This window comes from Roseovarius sp. YIN77 (genome assembly GCF_057219155.1).
In genome coordinates this window covers 250155-270381 of record NZ_JBXVVI010000002.1, presented here as the reverse complement: position 1 = coordinate 270381, position 20227 = coordinate 250155, and the positions used below count along the sequence as shown (strand labels likewise).

The window sequence follows — 20227 nt, the reverse complement described above, 5'->3', positions numbered from 1 at the left end:
TCAGACCCCCTTTTCCACATGCGCCCGCGACCCGATGCTGGGCAGCGGCCCCAAGCCGATCACCCAAGCCAACCCGCGCAGACGAGAGATCATCCACACCAGCCCCACGGTAGCCGGTAAGGTCAGCAGAATTTTCAGCGCCACCCGCCCCATCGGGCCCAATTCCATCCCGACCAAAGCGATCTCTGCCAGATCCAGAAAGATCGGATGACATAAGTAGATACCAAAGGAATAAGGGGCTAGGCGCGATATCCAGCCGGGCCACTGCCGGTGCCGCAGCAGCAGGCAAATGAAAAACAGCACCACCGGCATCAGGAAATCCGCCCAATAGCCCGGCGCATAGTTGAACGGAAAGTAACCTGTCTGGATAGTTTTATAGCTGGCCACCAGTTTCAGCAAAAACAACAATCCACCGCCGTATAAGGCGATCGGCAACCATTGACGGCTGGTTTCAGCGTCCAGACGCTGCCACACTCCAATCGCGGATCCCGCTACCAACCCATATCCGGCATAGGTCAGAATTTTGACCACTCTGACCAGATAGGGCAACATCTCGGCCCCCTGAAACGCAGAATACAGGAATTGATACAGTTCCTGCCGAACAGTCAGACAGGCCAGAATGATTAGACCCAGCGCCGGAAACCGCATGGCCAGCCGAAACATCGGATACAACACCAACAATCCAAACAGGGTTGGGATGAAATGCATGTGATACTTCACGTCACCCAACAGCACATACCCGACCCAGACCACCGGATCGGCCAGATCGGCCAAACGCTGATCCAGATATCCAAACGCCCCAGCCTTGATCAGCGAATATCCCGCATAAAACACTGTCCAAAAGGCAAAGGGGATCAGCAATCGCCGCGCCTGTTCCCCGATCGCCTCGCCGTAACTCCGGGGGCGCCTGTCCAGACTGACCAGCAACAGAAAGACCGAGATGATCAAAAACAGCTCTGTGCGCGCAGTATATAAAACCGCCCGCAACAACATCGGGGCCACCCGATCCGACACCTCTGCAGCCGCCCAGAACCCGCCTGTCGCATCGGCAGTGGCATGCAGCCCGACCATGGAAAGCCCAGCAAACAGTCGTAATGCGTCCAGCCAAGTTTGGCGCTGCTTCATCATTCCCATCAACCCCAAGTTTCAGGGCGACGGTAAGAACGATCTGCAAAGAAAGGGTAAACAAGACAGAAAAACAATTATTTACAGTTTGTTAGGACGCAACGCCTATCTGTTTGCCAAAAGGGCACTGCTATGAAGATTGCAACACTGACAACCGCAATAATGCTCGTGGGATCCGTCCTGAATGCTCAGGGTTTGACCCCCGCCGAGTGTGAAGAGGTGCGCCTGACCTATGGCATCATATCAGAAGGCTGCGCCAGCTCAGTGCAGGCAAACACGCCTGACGCTGCCTCCATGCAGCAAGACAACCGTACCGCCGTGCAGATCGAAAGTCACGTTTTCTTCCCTCAGGGTGGGACCGCAATTGATCAGAATGCACAGAACCAACTGGTCAGCCTCGGGGCAATATTGCAAACAGACATCCTGAAACCCACTTGTATTCAGTTGGTCGGCCACTCTGATATCTCTGGCCGACCGGCGGTTAATCTGACCCTGTCAGAACGCCGCGCCAAACAGATCGCCGATACATTGGTGACGGCCGGGCTCAATCCACAGCGGGTCAAGACGATCAAAGGGATCGGCGCGCAGATGCCCCTGACTAATTTGCCAGCCCGCAGCCCCTGGCAACGTCGCGTCTCGATAGAGCTGCGCCACTGCCCGGACATGGCCGAGCTCCCCTGATCCCCGGCCATCTGGCCTTATAACTCCCCTGAAATTGGCTTTGACTCTGCCGCTGCCGATTGTTACTCCGACACAACCGTTGGGGTGCCTGATAGGCTGAGAGACGCATCGCGTTAACCCATCGAACCTGATCCGGGCAATTCCGGCGGAGGGAACGGTGTCTGAGCTTTAGGACAAGTTGCCAAACCGCCCGCCCAAAACAGACGGAGCGCGCAAATGGCATCTATTGCCCTGACAATAGCCGGATCCGATAGTGGAGGTGGGGCCGGCATTCAGGCTGATCTGAAGGCTTTTTCCGCCCTGGGCGCCTATGGTGCCAGCGTGATCACCGCCATCACCGCCCAAAACACCTGCGCAGTCACTGCCGTTCATGCCGTACCGTTGGATGTGATCCGGGCACAGATTGACGCTGTTCTGTCCGATCTGAATGTGAGCGCGATCAAAATCGGCATGCTTGCCACGCCCGAGATCATTCAGACCGTCGCTGACGGTATCGCGGCTTTCACCAGACCCATCGTTCTGGATCCAGTCATGATCGCCAAATCCGGCGATGCCCTGCTGGCCGAGGATGCCGTCGGGGCCTTGCGTGACATTCTCTTGCCACGCGCCACCCTTCTGACCCCGAACTTACCAGAGGCTGCCTGCCTTCTGAACCAGCCCGTTGCCACCACGACGGCTGAGATGACCACCCAAGGCCGCGCGTTATGCGCGTTGGGCGCAGGTGCCGTCCTGATGAAAGGCGGGCACGCTGCAGGTGACGTCTGTCACGACATCTTGATCAGCACCGATCGTGACGAGGACACGTTTACCGCTAAGCGACGGCAAACGAAAAACACCCACGGCACCGGCTGCACGCTTTCTTCTTCCATCGCGGCCGGTCTGGCCAAGGGGTTGCGGCTGACTGATGCGGTGGCGCAAGCGCATGACTATCTGCAAGGCGCCATTTCCCAGGCCGACGCCCTGAATATCGGTGCTGGTCATGGCCCCGTCCATCACTTCCACCGGGTCTGGTCTGCATGAACGATTTCGCCGTCATAGGGGCCGGTGTTGCCGGGCTGACGGTCGCAACCGAACTCGTCGCGCGTGGCGCCTCAGTGCAGGTTTACGACCCCCATGGCGGGCCCGGTGATCATGGCTGTTCCTGGTGGGCGGGTGGCATGCTGGCCCCGTGGTGCGAATTTGAAAACGCCGAGGAACCTGTCCTGCGCCTGGGACAAGAGGCCATCGGTTGGTGGGACAACCACACCGCCGTCACCCGCAAGGGAACGCTGGTCGTGGCCCAGACCCGCGACCTGCCGGACTTGCGCAGATTTGGCCGAAGAACATCTGGCTTTGACTCTGTTAATCTACATAGTATCATTGAATTAGAGCCCGATCTTCATTCTTTTTCTAATGGGTTGTATTTCACTGAAGAGGCTCATCTGGATCCGCGTCAGGCGCTTGTGGACCTATATCAGGCTCTGATCCAAAAGGGCGTCACCTTCCACGCCACGCCCGCCCCCGATGACGCGCCCAATGCCATTGATTGTCGCGGCTATCACGCCCGCGACGCCCTGACTGACCTGCGCGGGGTGAAGGGGGAGATGCTGATCATCCGCTGCCCGGATGTGACGCTGACCCGGCCCGTACGGCTGCTGCACCCACGTCTGCCGCTCTATGTCGTGCCGCGTGGCGATGGCATCTACATGCTGGGCGCCACGATGATCGAAACCGCCGATCAAACCCGCATCACAGCACGGTCCATGCTGGAACTGCTCTCTGCCGCCTATGCGCTGAACCCGGCGTTTGGAGAGGCCGAAGTGCTGGAAATCGGCGTAGATCTGCGCCCCGCGTTCCCAGACAACCTGCCCCGCATCCGCCGCCGCGGCGGCCGTATCTACGCCAACGGGCTGTACCGTCACGGCTACCTTTTGGCCCCGGCGCTGGCGCGCGGTGTTGCCGATCTGGCAATCCACAACTCACATTCGGAGATGGTCGATGAAGATTATCCTTAACGGCGAGGCCTGCGACGTACAGGCCAGCACATTGGCGGGCCTGCTGGTGGAACGCGGCTTCACCGGTCGTGTCGCGACAGCGGTGAATGAGCACTTCGTCCCCGCCCCGTCCCGCGACGATCACGCATTACAAGATGGCGATCGGGTCGAAATCCTCGCCCCGATGCAGGGGGGTTAAGATGCGCAAATTCTACGGAACCCAACTGCCCAACGCCCTGATGCTGGGCACCGCCCAATATCCCAGCCCCGCGATCCTGGACCAAGCCTTCCGGGCGTCGAACGCGGGCGTCGCCACGGTGTCGCTGCGGCGCGAGGGTGCAGGCGGCGCCGGTCAGGCCTTTTGGCAAATGATCCGCGACTTGGGCGTGCTGATCTTGCCCAACACCGCGGGATGCCACACAGTCAAAGAGGCCATCACCACCGCCCATATGGCGCGAGAGGTCTTTGACACACACTGGATCAAGCTCGAACTGATCGGCCATACCGACAGCCTGCAACCTGACATATTTCAACTGGTCGAGGCCGCGCGTATCCTGTCCGAGGATGGCTTTCAGGTCTTTCCCTACACGACAGAGGACCTGATCGTCGGCGAACGCCTGCTGGCCGCCGGGTGCGAGGTCCTGATGCCCTGGGGCGCACCCATCGGATCGGGCCGGGGTCTGAACAACGAATATGCCCTGCGTGCCATGCGCGCCGAATTTCCAGACACGCCCTTGGTCGTGGATGCCGGGATCGGCCTGCCCAGCCACGCCGCCCACGCAATGGAACTGGGCTATGACGCGGTTCTACTGAACACCGCCGTGGCCCGCGCTGGCGACCCTGTAACGATGGCGCAGGCCATGGCCCAGGCGATCAACGCCGGGCAGCTCGCCCACCGTGCCGACCCGATCGAACCCCGCGATATGGCGGAACCCTCCACCCCTGTGATCGGAAAGGCCTTTCTGTCATGACACTAGACCGTTTCTACCCGATCTTTGATCACACCGATTGGCTGCACCGAATGCTACCACTGGGCGTGAAACTGGTACAGTTACGCATTAAGAATGCATCACAAGATACTGTTATTGATCAAATTAAACTGGCAAAACATCTTTGCCAGAAACACAATGCCACGCTGGTTGTTAATGACTATTGGCAGGTCGCCATCGATCTTGGCTGTGACTGGCTGCATCTGGGACAAGAGGATCTGGACGAGGCCGACCTGCCTGCCATTCGCAAGGCTGGCATCCGGTTGGGCGTCTCCACCCATGACGATGACGAATTGGAACGGGTGCTGTCCATGGACCCGGATTATGTGGCCCTTGGCCCCGTCTATCCGACCATCCTGAAAAAGATGAAATGGCATGAGCAGGGTCTGCCCCGCGTCACCGAATGGAAGGCCCGCATCGGTGACATCTCCCTCGTCGGCATCGGCGGGATGAGCATCGAACGCGCCCCCGGCGTGCTGGCCGCAGGCGCGGATATCGTATCGGTCGTCACCGACATCACCCTTAATGCGGATCCAGAGGCCCGGGTGTGCGAATGGATCGAGGCCGCCAGATGACCCGTTATACCCGCCAGATGATCCTGCCAGAAATCGGCGCCGATGGTCAGGCCCGCCTGTCGACCGCCCGCCTGCTGGTTGTCGGTGCCGGTGGGTTGGCAGCCCCGGCCCTTCCCCTGCTGGCGGGTGCCGGGATTGGCCACCTGACAATCGTTGATCCCGATCAGGTGGATATCAGTAACCTGCACCGCCAGACCCTGTTTTCAGAGGCCGACTGTCTGCAATCCAAGGCCCAGATTGCCGCCCGACGCCTGCGAGAACTGAATTCAGAAGTCACAGTTGTCGCGCTCCCCCACCGGCTCACCCCAGCCAATGCCGGTGATCTGGTCGGCAACGCCGATCTGGTGCTGGATTGTGCCGACAGCTATGCGGCCAGTTATACCCTGTCAGACACCTGCCGCGATGCGGGTATCCCGCTGATCAGCGCCTCGGCTCTGGGGCTGTCGGGCTATGTGGGTGGGTTCTGTGCTGGGGCACCCAGCCTGCGCGCGGTTTTCCCCGACGCACCAGACAGCGGGGCAAGCTGCGCCAGCGCCGGGGTCATGGGCCCGGTGGTCAGCGCGATCGGCGCGATACAGGCCCAAATGGCGCTGTCAGTGTTGCTGGGGATCACGCCCTCCCCCCTTGGCCAAATGGTACAGATGGACGGGCGCACATTCCGCACCAACAGCTTTCGCTTTGATGGCGCGCCAGAACCCAAAAACGTCCTCACCTTCGCCTGTCCGACAGAACTGACCCGTGAGGACATGATCGTCGATCTGCGTCCGGTCAAAGAGGTAAAAATTCCAGCCCACCCCAACGCCCTGCGCATTTCCGCTGGTCGTCTGGGAAACCGGCTCCCCGATCCATCCCGCCGTCTGGCGCTGTGCTGCACAACTGGTCTGCGCGCGTGGCGGGCGGCAGAACAAGTTCAACAGACATGGCCCGGCGAAATCGTGCTCGTCGCGGCCACAACTTCATGAAAAGGAACGAATATACCATGAAGACTTTGCTTACCTCTCTGGCAATCCTCGCCGCCACCCCGGCCATGGCCGCGGATAAGATGACGCTCCTTCTGGACTGGTTCATCAACCCCGATCACGGACCGATCATTGTCGCACAGGAAAATGGCTATTTCGCCGATCAGGCGCTGGAGGTCGAAATCGTCCCCCCCGCAGATCCGTCCCTGCCACCGCGCCTTGTGGCCGCTGGTCAGGCCGATCTGGCCGTCAGCTATCAGCCACAGCTGCACCTGCAAATCCACGAAGGCCTGCCCCTGAAACGCGTCGGCACACTGGTCGCCACGCCGCTGAACTGCCTGCTGGTCCTCAAGGACGGCCCGATCAAATCCCCGGCTGACCTGAAAGGCGGCAAAATCGGCTTTTCCGTCGCTGGCGTGGAAGAGGCCGTTTTGACAGCGGTTTTGGGCAATCACGGTGTTTCCCTTGATGATGTCGAGCTGATCAACGTGAATTTCTCACTAGCCCCATCGCTCATGTCCGGCCAGGTCGATGCGGTCATCGGCGCCTACCGTAACTTTGAATTGAACCAGATGGATATAGAGGGCCATCCTGGCACCTGTTTCTATATCGAGGAAGAGGGCGTTCCCGCCTATGACGAGCTGATCTATGTTGCCAATCCCGACACGATGGATGCAGACAAGATCGCGCGTTTTCTGGCCGCAACCGAAAAGGCGACGCAGTACATCGTCAACAACCCCGAAAAAAGCTGGGAAATCTTCTCTGGCACATCGGCGGAACTACAGGACGAGCTGAACGCCCGCGCCTGGGTCGATACATTCCCGCGCTTTGCCCTGCGCCCCGCCGGCTTTGATGCCGGTCGCTATGCGAATTTCGAGACCTTCCTGCACGCATCCGGCATGATCGACAGCATCAATCCGGTCGATGCGATCACCATCGACGTAACCGCCCAATGACCGACGCCCCCCAATATGGCCGCGCCTTCGAGCTGATGCGCGCGGCTGCCGGGCAGACGTGGCGGGACTATACCCGCCACGCCTTTGTCGAGGGACTGGGTGACGGCACCCTGCCCCGTGCGGCCTTCCTGCATTACCTCAGGCAGGATTACGTGTTTCTGATCCACTTCTCCCGCGCCTGGGCGCTGGCGGTGGTCAAATCCGAAACGCATGCGGAAATGCTGACCGCTGTTGCCACTGTCAACGCGCTGGTGGCAGAGGAAATGCAGCTCCATATTGGGGTTTGCGAGGCTGCCGGGATCACAAAGGAAGACCTCTTCGCCACGCCCGAGCGTCCGGAAAACCTCGCCTATACCCGGTTTGTGCTGGAGGCAGGCCATAGTGGTGATCTGCTCAGCCTTCTGGCGGCCCTCGCCCCCTGTGTGATGGGGTACGGAGAGATCGGCGCGCGTCTGGCGGCTCAGGCCACCAGCGAAACATACGCCGATTGGATCAACACTTATGCGAGTGACGACTATCAATCCGCCTGTCGCGCGGTGGGTGATTTGCTCGACAGCGCGCTGGCCCGACGGCTGGGTGACACATATGACCAGTTGCCTCGCTGGGATGGCTTATGCGACACCTTCACCATGGCAACCCAACTAGAGGTCAATTTCTGGCAAATGGGCCTGACACCATGATGCCCGCGCCCGGCATAACTGTTGAAGGCTTCGCCGCCATTCAGGGTCAGCTTCTGTTCGGGCCACTGAACCTGTCCCTCAAGGCAGGGCGCTGGACCTGCCTTCTGGGCCCGTCCGGCGTGGGGAAATCCACAATCCTGCGCCTGATCGCCCAACTGCGCACCGGTTGCGACTTTACTGGCACCATCACGGCGGATGTCCAGGCCATCACAAATCAGATCGCCTATATGGCGCAGGAGGATTTGCTCCTGCCCTGGGCCACGGTCCGCCAAAACGTCGGGCTCGGCCCCCGTTTGCGTGGGGAAAAAACCGATAAGGACCGCATCACGCGCCTCTTGTCGCGTGTTGGGCTGACAGATCACGCAGAAAAGAAGCCCCACGCCCTGTCAGGCGGCCAACGTCAGCGCGTGGCATTGGCCCGCACGCTGATGGAGGACAAATCGATCATCCTGCTGGATGAACCTTTCTCTGCCCTTGATGCCCGCACCCGCGCCGATATGCAGGAATTAGCGGCCGAACTCTTAACCGGACGCACGGTGCTGCTGGTGACGCACGACCCGGCAGAGGCCGCCCGTCTGGGCCACGCCATCCATGTGATGACTGAAACCGGCCTGACAAAGTTTACCCCGCCCGCCAGCCCCGCCCCGCGTGCATTCGACGATCCCGAAACCCTGCGCGTGCAGGGCGAACTGATGGCGCTGTTACGGGGGGCACGGGGATGAGGTATCTTGGTGGTCTTCTTGCCGCACTTTTTGCGCTGGCCATCTGGCAGGCCATCGTCTCTCTGACCGGGGTGCCGCGTTTTATCCTGCCCAGTCCTGCACTGGTGGCAGAAACGTGGTGGACCAGCCGCGCCCTGATTGCCGAACACGCCTGGATCACGCTGATGGAAATCATGCTCGGCCTCGCCGTTGGTATCAGCCTTGGCATCCTGACCGCCCTGTCACTGGCAATGTTCGCCACCGTACGGATGCTGCTGCAACCGATTCTCGTCTTCACACAGGCCTTGCCGGTCTTTGCCCTCGCCCCGATCCTGACCCTATGGCTGGGTTACGGGTTGGGATCCAAAATCGCCATGGCGGTGCTGATCATCTATTTCCCGATCACCTCATCCTTTTTCGATGGTCTCGTTCGAACACCCACCGGTTATCTGGATCTGGCCCGCACCATGCAGGCCAGCCGCCTGTCCATCCTGTGGCACATCCGCATTCCGGCGGCACTGCCCTCGCTGGCCTCTGGCCTGCGCCTGTCTGCCGTCTATGCCCCCATCGGGGCCGTGATCGGTGAATGGGTCGGCGCGAGCCAGGGCCTCGGTTATCTGATGCTCCTGGCCAATGGCCGGGCCAAAACCGATCTGATGTTTGCGGCACTTTTCACGTTGGGCATCCTCTCGATCCTTCTCTTTATCGGAATGCGGGCTCTGACCGAACGCTGGATCAAATCTGCCGCCGAAGGGTAAATTTCCGCCTGCGGCACTGCGCGCGCACTTAACCGGCGGAAGCGCGACCCCAATACTGACGCAATACCGACGTTGCACCGACGTGTCGCAGCAAGGGTTTTATGCAGTTAACCTTCGATTCGCTTGCGGCGGCCTGCCGCCCCGGCTACCAATCCGTAACGCCGACGATTGGGACCTGTGAATGCTGAAATATCTCAACCTTTTGTTGCTGATCCTGTTTCCGGTCTCATGGTTTGCCCCGCTGATGCGTGCGGGCCTGTTGCCCCTCTTTGGGTTATCAGAAATCTCTGTCATATCGGGCCTGCAAAGCCTTTGGGAAAGTGATGTCCTCCTGGCCCTGACCGTCACATTTCTGGCCGTCTTCGCCCCCTATACCAAAACCATCGGGCTGGCCCTCATTCACTTCCGCATGATGCGGCGCAAAACCCTGCCTGCATTGGAAATTCTGGGAAAACTGGCGATGGCCGATGTCTTCCTGATTGCGCTCTACATCGTGGTGGTCAAAGGCGTCGGTCTGGCCACGGTCGAAACCGCCTGGGGGCTTTATCTGTTCACTGGCTGCATTCTGGCCTCAATCGCGATTAGCCATTTGACGGCCAAGCGCTGACAGGTCACAAAGAGCCATGGCAAAACCCGTCACTTCCTTCATCTGTAACAATTGCGGCACCGTTCACAAGAAATGGTCAGGCCGTTGTGATGGTTGCGGGGAATGGAACTCGATTGTCGAGGAAAGCCCCTTATCAGCAGGCCCATCCACGAAATCGCTTGGATCAAACCGGGGCGCCAAAGTTCCCCTGACTGATCTGGCAACAGAAGAGACCCCGCCGCCGCGAACCAGCTCTGGCATTTCTGAATTGGACCGGGTTCTGGGGGGCGGCCTTGTGCCCGCTTCTGCCATTCTGGTGGGCGGTGACCCGGGGATTGGCAAATCAACATTGCTGCTGCAGGCGGCCGCAAGTTTTGCCGGCAATGGTTTGAAATCCGTCTATATTTCTGGGGAAGAGGCCACCGCACAAGTTCGAATGCGCGCCCAGCGCCTGGGCCTGACAGATGCACCGGTAAAGCTGGGGGCCGAAACCAATCTGCGCGATATCCTGACCACGCTGGACACGGAAAAACCGGACATCGCGATCATCGATTCCATTCAAACCATGTGGGCCGACAATATCGGCTCCGCCCCCGGATCGGTCAGTCAGGTTCGCGCTGCCGCACATGAGCTGACCAGTTTCGCCAAACGCAAGGGAACAGCCATAATCCTTGTCGGCCATGTCACCAAGGACGGCCAGATTGCCGGCCCACGCGTGGTAGAACATATGGTCGATACCGTTCTTTACTTCGAGGGCGAGCGCGGCCATCAGTTCCGCATTCTGCGGGCTGTGAAAAACCGCTTTGGCCCTGCCGATGAGATTGGCGTTTTTGAAATGACGGGCCGCGGCCTGTCGCAGGTTGAAAACCCCTCTGCCCTGTTTTTGTCCGAACGCGATACGCCCGCCCCGGGGTCCGTGGTGTTTGCAGGAATCGAAGGCACCCGGCCTGTTCTGGTAGAGCTTCAGGCATTGGTCGCCCCTACTCCGCATGCCCAACCGCGCCGCGCCGTTGTTGGCTGGGACAGCAGCCGCCTGGCGATGATATTGGCGGTGCTAGAGGCTCGCTGCGGCATTCCCTTCGCTGGGCTCGACGTCTATCTAAATGTCGCTGGGGGCATGAAAATTTCCGAACCCGCTGCCGATCTGGCTGTTGCCGCCGCGCTACTTTCGGCACGAGAAGACACCGCATTGCCAGCTGACACTGTGGTTTTTGGTGAAATTAGCTTATCAGGGGCATTACGGCCTGTCGGCCAGACAGAACAAAGGTTGAAAGAGGCACAGAAACTGGGCTTTACTTCTGTCATTGCGCCAGAGCGCAGTAAAACCGGATCGCGGGCAGGCCTGAACATTCGCAAACTGCCGAATTTGGCGGCATTTGTGGGGGACATTTTCGGGGCGGATTAGCCCGAAGTGAGGAGTACATTATGGAAGGCTTTACGATTGTCGATGGCGTTGCCGCCATTCTTATTATTCTCTCAGCCCTTTTGGCCTATTCGCGCGGCTTCGTGCGCGAAATCTTGTCAATTGGCGGCTGGGTCGCGGCCATCATCGTCGGCTATATGTTCGCTGATCAAATCAAACCCTTTGTGGCCTCTGTCCCTGTTGTCAGCGACTTTATCGGGGACAACTGTACCTGGGCCTTGTTTGCTGCCTTCTGTATCATCATGGTGGCGGGCCTGATCATTATGTCTTTCTTCACTCCTTTCTTTTCAAATATCGTTCAGAGATCAGTTTTTGGTGGTTTTGATCAGGGGCTCGGGTTTCTCTTCGGCGTGGTACGCGGTGTTGCCTTAGTTGTGATTGCGTTGATGGTCTATGAATTTGCCATCACCGATGAACCCATCGCCGTGGTGGACAACAGCAAAACGATCGAACTGTTCCAAAGCCTTCGCGACAAAGCGACAGAGGAATTCCCGCAAGACATTCCCGGCTGGGTCGAAGATCGCTTTAATGAATTCGTCGCCGTCTGCGAAGACGCATAAATTCTGATGCGTCTGCGCAACAATTCACGCATGTGACCACGGTTGCCTGCGGGAATTTGTTAACAAAAGGTTAATCAAAGCCGCTCAGCCTGGCTTTGATTACCTTCTTTTTTGGTGTCTGGTTTATTGTGATCATCTGATGACACGGCAACAGATTGCCTCTATGAGAGGGACAACAATCCTGTCCCGAGATTCGGAGCCGCCGAAATCATGCGCGACCTGCCGCCAAGCCACCCGTTTGACGATGACAAACTAAAAGAAGAGTGCGGCGTTTTCGGCGTCATAGGCGTTGCAGATGCCGCGAATTTCGTGGCACTCGGTCTGCACGCGCTGCAACACCGCGGACAAGAGGCTGGCGGCATCGTCAGCCACCATCCCGAACACGGTTTTAACTCCGCCCGCCGCTTTGGCTATGTCCGGGATAACTTCACCAAGCAATCACTGATGGAAACCCTGCCCGGCCCACTGGCCATCGGTCACGTGCGCTATTCCACTGCCGGTTCAAAAGGGGCCGTCATTCGGGACGTTCAGCCCTTCTTTGGTGAGTTTTCCATGGGCGGTGCCGCGATTGCCCATAACGGCAATATCACCAATGCAAATGCGCTGCGAAAAGAACTGATCGAACGCGGTTCGATCTTTCAGTCCTCCTCAGACAGCGAATGCATCATCCATCTGATGGCCCGCAGCCTGCAAACCAATATCCCTGAACGGATGAAGGATGCCCTGCGCCGTGTCGATGGCGCCTTTTCGATTGTTGCCATGACCCGCACAAAACTGATCGGTGTGCGTGACCCTCTGGGGGTTCGACCTCTGGTCCTGGGCCAGTTGGCCGAAGGGTGGGTGCTAAGTTCTGAAACCTGCGCGCTGGATATAATTGGTGCAGATTACGTCCGTGAGATCGAGCCGGGTGAAATGGTGGTCATCACCGCAAAAGGTGTCGAATCCTTCCGCCCGTTTGAAGCCAAGCCATCCAAATTCTGCATCTTCGAACACGTCTATTTCTCGCGCCCGGACAGCATCATTTCTGGCCGCTCTGTTTATGAGACCCGTCGCCAAATCGGCGTGGAACTGGCCCGCGAAGCCCCTGTCGATGCTGATCTGGTTTGCCCTGTTCCCGACAGCGGCACCCCGGCCGCAATTGGCTTCAGTCAGGAAAGCGGGATTCCCTACGCTATGGGGATCATTCGCAACCAATATATGGGCCGCACTTTCATCGAGCCCACGGAACAAATCCGCAATATGGGTGTGCGCCTGAAGCTTAACGTCAACCGCGCCTTGATTAAGGGGAAACGGGTCATCCTGGTCGATGACAGCGTTGTCCGTGGCACCACCAGCCGCAAGATCAAGGAAATGATTTTGGATGCTGGTGCCAAAGAGGTGCATTTCAGGATTGCCTCCCCTCCCACGGCTTGGCCCTGTTTTTATGGTGTAGACACACCCAATCGCGACAAGCTGCTTGCCGCACAGATGTCCGAGGATGAGATGCGCGATCATCTGGGCGTCGACACCCTAAAATTCATCTCTCTTGATGGGCTATACCGTGCCGTCGGGGAGGCCGAAGGCCGCAGCAACGCCTGCCCACAATATTGCGACGCCTGTTTCTCAGGCGAATATCCAGTAGCGCCGTCAGACATGATCGAAAAGGGATTTGAGCTGAAAGCCGCAGAGTAATCTGCCCGAACCAGCCGTTGCGCAGTGATCACATTCCTGCGCCGATCACATGCCGTGAATTTACATTCTTGCCAGACTATTATCCCGCCGCTATGAAGCCCCTGTCCGCAACATCAAATCAGGGAGGGACACATATGACCTATCATATCTACACGTCCACCTTGGTGTTGGGATGCTCGAATTGGCGACGACTATATTCATAATCGCCATTCGCTGATCTAGGACGCTGATGCGTCCATTTTCAATCCACCAATAATCGATTGCGGCCCGCGGGCTACCTTTTGGTGTCTTTCAAATCTATTAAATCCAGGAGAAGGCGTGGAAAACCGCCTGAAAATTACATGACACATGTCGATACCCTTAACCTGCATCTGACAGAGACTCTTCACAGGCTCACTACGCGATACGGAAAACTGAGGCTCCTTTTGGCTGCACTGAAATTGGTTGTTCTCAAGCCAAAACGCGCCAGTATCGATCCGCGCGACCTTCCCCCACATCTGTTGCGGGACATGGGTTTGACACCCAACGCTGATGCGCCGCAACCGTGGGAGTACAACCGCCGATAATTCCTGCCCCGGCCATAAGCCGGGGCAGATCAATTTTGTGGTTTCCCGTCTTGACCTTGCCATTCCCAACCCGCAAAGAGCGCACATGACACAGAAACTTGCCTTAATTACCGGTGCTTCTCGCGGTCTTGGTGCTGCCCTGGCAGAGGCATTGGCCCCGACACATCATATCATCGCGGTTGCACGCACAACCGGTGCCCTTGAAGAGTTGGATGACCGTATCCAAGCGGCCGGTGGTTCCGCAACACTGGCCCCGATGGATGTCACCGTCGACGGTGCAATGCAGCAACTGTGCAGATCAATTCACGATCGATGGGGTGGACTGGATCTATGGTGTCACACCGCTATTCACGCAGCACCCTTGTCACCGGCGGGACATACGGATGCCAAAGACTTTGACAAAAGTATCCAGATCAACGTCACCGCAACGCAACGGTTGATCACCTATATCGAACCTCTGCTTTTGGCGCGCGAACAGGCGCAGGCGGTGTTCTTCGATGATCCGCGCGCGGGCGAACGGTTTTTCGGTGCCTACGGGGCATCCAAGGCCGCGCAGATGTCATTGGTCCGCAGTTGGCAGGCCGAGGCTGAAAAAACTGGACCGCGGGTCAAGATTCTGTCCCCTCCGGGTATGCCAACCGGTCTTCGCGCTCGTTTTTTCCCGGGGGAGGATCGTGATCCATTGACGTCGCCCAAAGAGGTCGCCGCCCAGATGATTGACGAACTGCGCTGATCCCCCACTGATCCTTTTGTGACACCCCATCTGATCGGTTGCATCGCTGCTTTACGCACGGGCCATCGACAGGTATTCAGGTTTCAAACCACGCAAGGCCTTATCATGCGCATTCTTATTACCAATGACGACGGCATCAATGCGCCGGGGCTGCAGATCCTCCATGACATCGCACGCGATGTTGCTGGCCCCGATGGCGAAATTTGGACCGTCGCGCCTGCATTTGAACAATCAGGCGTGGGGCATTGTATCAGCTACACTCATCCGATGATGATCGCCAAACTGGCAGAGCGGCGCTACGCTGCCGAAGGCTCCCCTGCCGATTGCGTTTTGGCAGGTCTTTATGACGTGATGGCCGATGCGCCCCCTGACCTCGTATTGTCAGGCGTCAACCGCGGAAACAACTCGGCAGAAAACACCCTGTATTCCGGGACCATCGGCGCCGCGATGGAGGGCGCGTTGCACGGGCTCCCCGCAATTGCCCTGTCGCAATTTCTTGGCCCCGACAATCGGGACCTTGAGAACCCGTTTGAAGCATCTGCCAAATTTGGCGCTGACATCGTACGCAAAATACTGGCATCGGAAACTGACGATCAGGCAGATTACCGTTTGTTTTACAACGTGAACTTTCCCCCCTGCCCGGCGGAGGATGTCAAAGGCATTCAGGCCGTACGGCAAGGGTTTCGTCGGGATGTTTCCTTTGGGGTCGAACCACACCATTCCCCATCCGGACGCAAGTTTTTGTGGATAAAGGGCGGGCCGCAACACACGCCCACCGATCCTGGCACGGATGCACACGCCAATTTGAATGGCTATGTTTCGATCACACCCATGCGTGCTGATCTGACAGCGGATGACGCTATGAGCCATCTAACAGGGGTGTTTGCGTCATGATGGACGATGCCGAACGGAAAATGCAGTTTCTGTTCGCCATCCGATCTAAGGGCGTCACCAATTCCCGTGTTCTGTCCGCTTTGGAAAAAACCGATCGCGCCAACCATGTTCGCAGCGGCCTGTTTTCAGAACGCACCTACGAGGACATGCCCCTGCCCATTGCCTGCGGTCAGACGATCAGCCAGCCCTCGGTCGTTGGCCTGATGACCCAAGCGCTGGAGGTACAACCCCGCGATAAGGTGCTGGAGGTTGGAACCGGCTCTGGCTATCAGGCTGCCGTCCTCAGCCATCTGGCACGCCGGGTTTATACGGTTGAACGCCACCGACGCCTAGCCGACGAGGCACGTCGCCTGTTTGAAAAACTGGACATGGCCAATATCACCGTCATCACCGGCGATGGCAGTCGCGGCCTGCCTGATCAGGCACCTTTTGACCGGATCATAGTCACCGCAGCTGCAGAGGATCCGCCGGGGCCTCTTTTGGAACAGTTGAAGGTCGGTGGGATCATGGTGCTGCCGGTCGGTGAGTCAGATACAATTCAAAGCCTGATCAAGGTCACTCGGACAGAGCAAGGATTCGATTATGAAGAATTGCGCAGCGTGCGATTTGTTCCTTTGCTGGAAGGGATCGCAAAAGATTAGTATAGTGCCCAAAAGGGTCGGCAACAGACCCGGTTAACGAGGATAGAGCAATGCAGGTATTTTTCACTTCACGCACCCGATTTCTGCTGACCACCGGCCTGGTATTGACACTGGCTGCCTGTTCAGATTTCGACACGGATCTGCGCAACAACTTTGGCAATTCATTTGATACATCAGGCGCTGTTCGGCAGGAATTTGCGCCGCGACCCGAACCAGATACACGAGGCGTCATTTCGTACCCCGGCTATCAAGTCGTGGTAGCCCGACGCGGCGATACGATCGTCAACGTGGCAAGCAGGGTTGGTGTGGATGCGGCCACCCTATCCCGCTACAACGCAATTTCATCTGATGCGGTGTTACGAGAGGGTGAAATCATCGCCTTGCCCGAGCGCGTGGCAGAACCCACACCCGCCACGGGCGCTGTCGTCAGCGGGCCATTGCAACCGGCCACAGGCCTCGACGTCGAAACGATTGCCTCTGACGCCATTGACCGCGCGGGGGATACCGGCGTGACACAACAATCACTGCCCTCTGTCGGGGGCGAACCGATCCGGCACAAGGTCGAACGCGGCGAAACCGCCTATTCCGTTGCGCGGCTGTACAATGTGTCGGTCAACGCACTTGCAGAATGGAATGGATTGGGATCCGATCTAACAATCCGACAGGGGCAATATCTGTTGATCCCCATTGCATCCGAAACACTCAAACCTACAGGCGTCACAGGCCCGGGGGAAGGTTCGCCGACACCCACCCCACCCAGCGCGTCGACGGCCTTGCCGGATAGTGACGTGACGGCCTCCAATCAATCGGCAACTCCCACGGCCCCTGATTTGTCTGGACAGCAAAGCGCCGCCAGCCAATCAGAGCTGTTATTTCCAGTAAATGGCAACATCATCCGACCATTTGAGGCAGGCGGAAATTCTGGCATCGACATTGCGGCATCTGCCGGGGCAACGGTCAAGGCAGCAAAAGACGGAACTGTCGCAGCCATAACTCAGGATACAGAAAACGTACCCGTTCTGGTGATCAGGCATGCGGACAATCTGCTAACCGTTTATGCCAATGTCTCTGGCATCAGTGTGCAGAAAGATCAGCGTGTCAGCCGGGGGCAAAAAATTGCCGAAGTTCCAAGCAGCAATCCCTCTTTCATCAGATTCGAAGTGCGTCGCGGATTTGATGCAATCGATCCGATGCCACTTTTGAACTGACCCAAGGATCAGGGAGCGGTTAAATTCGCCCCCAAAACCACGCCTTTGCGCCCGGCCAGATCGGTGACATATTGCCAGGCGACCCTGCCAGAACGGCTCCCACGGGTGGCCTGCCATTCAATGGCTTCGGCGCGCAGCGTGTCGTCATCAATCTCAATCCCGTAGGCATCACAATAGCCACGGATCATCGACAGGTATTCATCTTGATCGCAGGGGTGAAAGCCCAGCCACAATCCAAACCGGTCAGATAGAGATACCTTTTCCTCGACCGCCTCGCTTGGATTGATGGCGCTTGATCGTTCGTTTTCGATCATATCCCGCGGCATCAAATGACGACGGTTGGACGTGGCATAAAACACCACGTTTTCCGGTCGACCCTCGATCCCGCCATCCAGAACGGCCTTAAGCGATTTGTAATGTTGGTCATCATGGCTGAAAGACAAATCATCGCAAAACAGCAAAAACCGATGTGCCTGCCCCCTGAGACGCGCCAGCAAGCGTCCGATAGAAGGCAAATCCTCACGCTGAACTTCAACGATTTTTAGCGCATAACCGCGGTTCAAAACTTCGGCATGAACCGCCTTGACCAGAGAGGATTTTCCCATGCCTCGCGCACCCCACAACAATGCGTTGTTTGCAGGCAACCCCCGGGCAAACTGTTCCGTATTGTTTAAAAGCGTGTCACGAGATCGGTTCACACCGATCAAAAGCTCAATTGAAACGCGGTTGATCTCTTCGACAGGCGTCAGGCGTTCAGGATCGACATGCCAGACGAAAGCATCTGCAACGCTGAAATCCGTGTCGCCAGAGGGCGGTGGGCTCAGCCGTTCTAACGCGGCGGCAATCCGTTCCAGAGCGTCGTCATTCATCCCTTATCCGCCGCCGCGTCTTCTTCTTCGGCTTCTTCTTCATCCCACAGACCGTCAGCTTTTAACTGCTCAATGCGCTTTTTCTCTACGCGACGAACGAGGATGATGGAAATTTCATATAGCCCATAAACCACCACAAACAGGATGATCTGCGTAATGACATCGGGCGGCGTGACCAGGGCGGCTAGCAACAGAATACCCACCACTGCATATTTACGAACTTCGCCCAGCCCTTTTGAGCTAACCAGCCCGGCTTTGCCCATCAATGTCAAAAGAACAGGAAGTTGAAAGCACAGACCAAAGGCCACAATAAACTTTATCGTCAGGTTCAGGTATTCCTGGGCCGAGCCCTGGAAAACAACACTCGGTCCCTGCGGGCCTGCGGGTGTTTGAACGGCCTCGCCTTGCGCCCCAAATTGCTGGAATCCCAGGAAGAAGTCATAGGCAAGTGGCGTCACAACATAAAAAGCAAAGGCCGCCCCGAGAACAAACATGAAGGGTGAGGCCACCAAAAACGGCAGGAAGGCGTTCTTTTCGGTTTTGTATAGCCCCGGGGCCACAAATCGCCACATCTGCATCCCGATATAGGGAAAGGCCAGCATGAACCCACCCAACAACGATATCTTAATCGCGACGAAGAAACCTTCTTGCGGGCTGATAAAGATCAGCGCGCAATCCTGACCACCTTGGGCCAACACTTTACACAAAGGTTCGGTCAGGAAGTTGAAAATGGGCGTGGCGACGGTAAAACAGATGATCATCCCGATCACAAACGCCACTGCCGAATGGATCAATCTGGTTCGCAGCTCGGCAAGATGTTCGATCAGCGGTGCTGAGCTATCTTCGATCTCGTCAGTGCTCATTTGGTTTGTTCTTCCGGCTGCTCGGCTGCATTTGGCTGGTCTGTGACATCAGCGTCGGCGCTTGCCTCTTTGGCAATACGGTCCTCCGCCTTCTCAGCGGCTGCCTTTCTGATCAATTCAGCGGTTCTTTCCCGCTCCTCGGTCATTTCAGCAGTTTTTGGGGCATGTTTGCTGTCTGCAAAACTTGCCGAACTTGTCCAACCCTTTGCCGCATCTTTCAGGGCATCGGCCCCCATGGATTTAGGATCAGCAACATTGCGAAGTGTCTTACTGACATCTTTGACCCCCGCTTCATCCGCAGCCTGATCCATGGCGCGCTGAAAATCACGCGCCATTCCGCGCGCCTTGCCCGTAAACCGGCCTAGGGCCCTGAACATCAAAGGCAGATCTTTTGGCCCCACCACGATGAGCGCCACCACCCCGATGACAAGTAACTCAGTCCAGCCGATATCAAACATATGTGAATCCCGACGAAGCCTTTGTTAGGCCTTGTCTTTTTCTTCCTCTGGGGTCACATCGCGGGCTTCTTCAGCCGTAGCAGCGTCCTCGATTTCTTTCTTGCCGTCATCGACACCTTTTTTGAAGGCGGTGATGCCCTTGCCCACTTCGCCCATCAGCGACGAAATCTTCCCGCGACCAAACAGTACCAACACCACAACTGCGATCAGCAAAAGGCCGGGAAGGCCAATATTGTTCAACATTCATCTTCTCCCTTTAAGATCACCGATCGTGACCTTCGAAACTTCGATTCCTATTTATGGCCTTGATGCCAAAATTCATAGACCGAAAGCATAAATTGACGTCTTGTCACACCAA

General features: G+C 57.5%; 24 protein-coding genes and 1 riboswitch. Of the genes, 19 read left to right on the top strand and 5 right to left on the bottom strand.

Annotation, left to right across the window (positions count from 1 at the left end; genetic code table 11):
• Window positions 1–1125 carry an acyltransferase gene (locus tag AC2D8P_RS05080; RefSeq protein ID WP_484701048.1) on the bottom strand — a complete coding sequence of 375 codons (1125 nt, stop codon included), beginning with the start codon at window positions 1123–1125 and terminating at the stop codon, window positions 1–3.
• A gap of 132 nt (window positions 1126–1257) precedes the next feature.
• Here AC2D8P_RS05080 and AC2D8P_RS05075 point away from each other — a divergent pair, with 132 nt between their 5' ends.
• The 19 genes from AC2D8P_RS05075 (at window position 1258) to AC2D8P_RS04985 (ending at window position 17679) form a co-directional block, all read left to right on the top strand.
• Entirely contained in the window at window positions 1258–1806 is a 549-nt protein-coding gene (locus AC2D8P_RS05075; RefSeq protein ID WP_484701046.1) for an OmpA family protein, read from the top strand.
• 70 nt (window positions 1807–1876) lie between these two features.
• Window positions 1877–1977, top strand: a riboswitch (TPP riboswitch).
• 45 nt (window positions 1978–2022) lie between these two features.
• Window positions 2023–2826 carry a bifunctional hydroxymethylpyrimidine kinase/phosphomethylpyrimidine kinase gene (gene thiD / locus AC2D8P_RS05070; protein WP_484701045.1) on the top strand — a complete coding sequence of 268 codons (804 nt, stop codon included), beginning with the start codon at window positions 2023–2025 and terminating at the stop codon, window positions 2824–2826.
• The gene (locus tag AC2D8P_RS05065) at window positions 2823–3800 is read left to right on the top strand and encodes an FAD-dependent oxidoreductase (RefSeq protein ID WP_484701043.1); all 978 of its coding nucleotides are present in this window, start codon (window positions 2823–2825) and stop codon (window positions 3798–3800) included. Before thiD ends, AC2D8P_RS05065 begins: the two co-directional genes overlap by 4 nt.
• Window positions 3784–3978, top strand: a complete 195-nt coding sequence (thiS, locus tag AC2D8P_RS05060) for a sulfur carrier protein ThiS (RefSeq protein ID WP_484701042.1) — start codon at window positions 3784–3786, stop codon at window positions 3976–3978. Before AC2D8P_RS05065 ends, thiS begins: the two co-directional genes overlap by 17 nt.
• Window position 3979: 1 nt before the next feature.
• A complete protein-coding gene (locus tag AC2D8P_RS05055; protein WP_484701040.1) occupies window positions 3980–4750 on the top strand; it encodes a thiazole synthase in 771 nt (256 codons plus the stop codon).
• The gene (locus AC2D8P_RS05050; RefSeq protein WP_484701038.1) at window positions 4747–5343 is read left to right on the top strand and encodes a thiamine phosphate synthase; all 597 of its coding nucleotides are present in this window, start codon (window positions 4747–4749) and stop codon (window positions 5341–5343) included. The genes AC2D8P_RS05055 and AC2D8P_RS05050 overlap by 4 nt, the downstream gene beginning before the upstream one ends.
• Window positions 5340–6305: a ThiF family adenylyltransferase gene (locus AC2D8P_RS05045; RefSeq protein ID WP_484701036.1), complete on the top strand. Its 966-nt coding sequence runs from the start codon at window positions 5340–5342 to the stop codon at window positions 6303–6305. Before AC2D8P_RS05050 ends, AC2D8P_RS05045 begins: the two co-directional genes overlap by 4 nt.
• A gap of 17 nt (window positions 6306–6322) precedes the next feature.
• Window positions 6323–7258, top strand: a complete 936-nt coding sequence (locus AC2D8P_RS05040; RefSeq protein WP_484701034.1) for an ABC transporter substrate-binding protein — start codon at window positions 6323–6325, stop codon at window positions 7256–7258.
• Complete coding sequence (tenA, locus tag AC2D8P_RS05035; protein ID WP_484701032.1) at window positions 7255–7938, top strand: thiaminase II; 684 nt, start codon at window positions 7255–7257, stop codon at window positions 7936–7938. The genes AC2D8P_RS05040 and tenA overlap by 4 nt, the downstream gene beginning before the upstream one ends.
• Window positions 7935–8660 carry an ABC transporter ATP-binding protein gene (locus AC2D8P_RS05030; protein ID WP_484701030.1) on the top strand — a complete coding sequence of 242 codons (726 nt, stop codon included), beginning with the start codon at window positions 7935–7937 and terminating at the stop codon, window positions 8658–8660. Before tenA ends, AC2D8P_RS05030 begins: the two co-directional genes overlap by 4 nt.
• Complete coding sequence (locus tag AC2D8P_RS05025; protein WP_484701028.1) at window positions 8657–9397, top strand: ABC transporter permease; 741 nt, start codon at window positions 8657–8659, stop codon at window positions 9395–9397. The genes AC2D8P_RS05030 and AC2D8P_RS05025 overlap by 4 nt, the downstream gene beginning before the upstream one ends.
• A gap of 181 nt (window positions 9398–9578) precedes the next feature.
• Window positions 9579–10004, top strand: coding sequence for a paraquat-inducible protein A (locus AC2D8P_RS05020; protein ID WP_484701027.1), 426 nt, complete (start codon window positions 9579–9581; stop codon window positions 10002–10004).
• 16 nt (window positions 10005–10020) lie between these two features.
• Window positions 10021–11388, top strand: a complete 1368-nt coding sequence (radA, locus tag AC2D8P_RS05015) for a DNA repair protein RadA (protein ID WP_484701025.1) — start codon at window positions 10021–10023, stop codon at window positions 11386–11388.
• 20 nt (window positions 11389–11408) lie between these two features.
• Entirely contained in the window at window positions 11409–11966 is a 558-nt protein-coding gene (locus AC2D8P_RS05010; protein WP_484701023.1) for a CvpA family protein, read from the top strand.
• 210 nt (window positions 11967–12176) lie between these two features.
• On the top strand, window positions 12177–13637 hold the full coding sequence (gene purF / locus AC2D8P_RS05005) for an amidophosphoribosyltransferase (protein ID WP_484701021.1): 1461 nt from the start codon (window positions 12177–12179) through the stop codon (window positions 13635–13637).
• Window positions 13638–14288: 651 nt separating this feature from the next.
• The gene (locus AC2D8P_RS05000; RefSeq protein WP_484701019.1) at window positions 14289–14936 is read left to right on the top strand and encodes an SDR family NAD(P)-dependent oxidoreductase; all 648 of its coding nucleotides are present in this window, start codon (window positions 14289–14291) and stop codon (window positions 14934–14936) included.
• A 105-nt stretch (window positions 14937–15041) separates the two neighbouring features.
• Complete coding sequence (gene surE, locus AC2D8P_RS04995) at window positions 15042–15830, top strand: 5'/3'-nucleotidase SurE (protein WP_484701018.1); 789 nt, start codon at window positions 15042–15044, stop codon at window positions 15828–15830.
• The gene (locus AC2D8P_RS04990) at window positions 15827–16471 is read left to right on the top strand and encodes a protein-L-isoaspartate(D-aspartate) O-methyltransferase (RefSeq protein ID WP_484701015.1); all 645 of its coding nucleotides are present in this window, start codon (window positions 15827–15829) and stop codon (window positions 16469–16471) included. Before surE ends, AC2D8P_RS04990 begins: the two co-directional genes overlap by 4 nt.
• A gap of 50 nt (window positions 16472–16521) precedes the next feature.
• Window positions 16522–17679: a peptidoglycan DD-metalloendopeptidase family protein gene (locus AC2D8P_RS04985; RefSeq protein ID WP_484701013.1), complete on the top strand. Its 1158-nt coding sequence runs from the start codon at window positions 16522–16524 to the stop codon at window positions 17677–17679.
• Between the two features lie 8 nt (window positions 17680–17687).
• Here AC2D8P_RS04985 and AC2D8P_RS04980 read toward each other — a convergent pair whose 3' ends face one another.
• Genes AC2D8P_RS04980 through AC2D8P_RS04965 form a run of 4 tightly spaced genes read right to left on the bottom strand, consistent with a single transcriptional unit; the run spans window position 17688 to window position 20112 of the window.
• Window positions 17688–18548, bottom strand: coding sequence for an ATP-binding protein (locus AC2D8P_RS04980; protein ID WP_484701011.1), 861 nt, complete (start codon window positions 18546–18548; stop codon window positions 17688–17690).
• A complete protein-coding gene (gene tatC, locus AC2D8P_RS04975) occupies window positions 18545–19411 on the bottom strand; it encodes a twin-arginine translocase subunit TatC (RefSeq protein ID WP_484701010.1) in 867 nt (288 codons plus the stop codon). Before tatC ends, AC2D8P_RS04980 begins: the two co-directional genes overlap by 4 nt.
• Window positions 19408–19869, bottom strand: a complete 462-nt coding sequence (gene tatB, locus AC2D8P_RS04970) for a Sec-independent protein translocase protein TatB (RefSeq protein ID WP_484701008.1) — start codon at window positions 19867–19869, stop codon at window positions 19408–19410. Before tatB ends, tatC begins: the two co-directional genes overlap by 4 nt.
• A 24-nt stretch (window positions 19870–19893) precedes the next feature.
• Window positions 19894–20112 (bottom strand): twin-arginine translocase TatA/TatE family subunit, encoded by a 219-nt coding sequence (locus AC2D8P_RS04965; protein ID WP_484701006.1) that lies wholly within the window; start codon window positions 20110–20112, stop codon window positions 19894–19896.
• Between the last annotated feature and the right edge of the window lie 115 nt (window positions 20113–20227).

Bases quoted from the DNA above. Each gene is read 5' to 3' on its own strand.
- AC2D8P_RS05080 (WP_484701048.1), bottom strand. From the start codon at position 1,125: ATGAAGCAGCGCCAAACTTGGCTGGACGCATTACGACTGTTTGCTGGG.
- AC2D8P_RS05075 (WP_484701046.1), top strand. From the start codon at position 1,258: ATGAAGATTGCAACACTGACAACCGCAATAATGCTCGTGGGATCCGTC.
- thiD (WP_484701045.1), top strand. From the start codon at position 2,023: ATGGCATCTATTGCCCTGACAATAGCCGGATCCGATAGTGGAGGTGGG.
- AC2D8P_RS05065 (WP_484701043.1), top strand. From the start codon at position 2,823: ATGAACGATTTCGCCGTCATAGGGGCCGGTGTTGCCGGGCTGACGGTC.
- thiS (WP_484701042.1), top strand. From the start codon at position 3,784: ATGAAGATTATCCTTAACGGCGAGGCCTGCGACGTACAGGCCAGCACA.
- AC2D8P_RS05055 (WP_484701040.1), top strand. From the start codon at position 3,980: ATGCGCAAATTCTACGGAACCCAACTGCCCAACGCCCTGATGCTGGGC.
- AC2D8P_RS05050 (WP_484701038.1), top strand. From the start codon at position 4,747: ATGACACTAGACCGTTTCTACCCGATCTTTGATCACACCGATTGGCTG.
- AC2D8P_RS05045 (WP_484701036.1), top strand. From the start codon at position 5,340: ATGACCCGTTATACCCGCCAGATGATCCTGCCAGAAATCGGCGCCGAT.
- AC2D8P_RS05040 (WP_484701034.1), top strand. From the start codon at position 6,323: ATGAAGACTTTGCTTACCTCTCTGGCAATCCTCGCCGCCACCCCGGCC.
- tenA (WP_484701032.1), top strand. From the start codon at position 7,255: ATGACCGACGCCCCCCAATATGGCCGCGCCTTCGAGCTGATGCGCGCG.
- AC2D8P_RS05030 (WP_484701030.1), top strand. From the start codon at position 7,935: ATGATGCCCGCGCCCGGCATAACTGTTGAAGGCTTCGCCGCCATTCAG.
- AC2D8P_RS05025 (WP_484701028.1), top strand. From the start codon at position 8,657: ATGAGGTATCTTGGTGGTCTTCTTGCCGCACTTTTTGCGCTGGCCATC.
- AC2D8P_RS05020 (WP_484701027.1), top strand. From the start codon at position 9,579: ATGCTGAAATATCTCAACCTTTTGTTGCTGATCCTGTTTCCGGTCTCA.
- radA (WP_484701025.1), top strand. From the start codon at position 10,021: ATGGCAAAACCCGTCACTTCCTTCATCTGTAACAATTGCGGCACCGTT.
- AC2D8P_RS05010 (WP_484701023.1), top strand. From the start codon at position 11,409: ATGGAAGGCTTTACGATTGTCGATGGCGTTGCCGCCATTCTTATTATT.
- purF (WP_484701021.1), top strand. From the start codon at position 12,177: ATGCGCGACCTGCCGCCAAGCCACCCGTTTGACGATGACAAACTAAAA.
- AC2D8P_RS05000 (WP_484701019.1), top strand. From the start codon at position 14,289: ATGACACAGAAACTTGCCTTAATTACCGGTGCTTCTCGCGGTCTTGGT.
- surE (WP_484701018.1), top strand. From the start codon at position 15,042: ATGCGCATTCTTATTACCAATGACGACGGCATCAATGCGCCGGGGCTG.
- AC2D8P_RS04990 (WP_484701015.1), top strand. From the start codon at position 15,827: ATGATGGACGATGCCGAACGGAAAATGCAGTTTCTGTTCGCCATCCGA.
- AC2D8P_RS04985 (WP_484701013.1), top strand. From the start codon at position 16,522: ATGCAGGTATTTTTCACTTCACGCACCCGATTTCTGCTGACCACCGGC.
- AC2D8P_RS04980 (WP_484701011.1), bottom strand. From the start codon at position 18,548: ATGAATGACGACGCTCTGGAACGGATTGCCGCCGCGTTAGAACGGCTG.
- tatC (WP_484701010.1), bottom strand. From the start codon at position 19,411: ATGAGCACTGACGAGATCGAAGATAGCTCAGCACCGCTGATCGAACAT.
- tatB (WP_484701008.1), bottom strand. From the start codon at position 19,869: ATGTTTGATATCGGCTGGACTGAGTTACTTGTCATCGGGGTGGTGGCG.
- AC2D8P_RS04965 (WP_484701006.1), bottom strand. From the start codon at position 20,112: ATGTTGAACAATATTGGCCTTCCCGGCCTTTTGCTGATCGCAGTTGTG.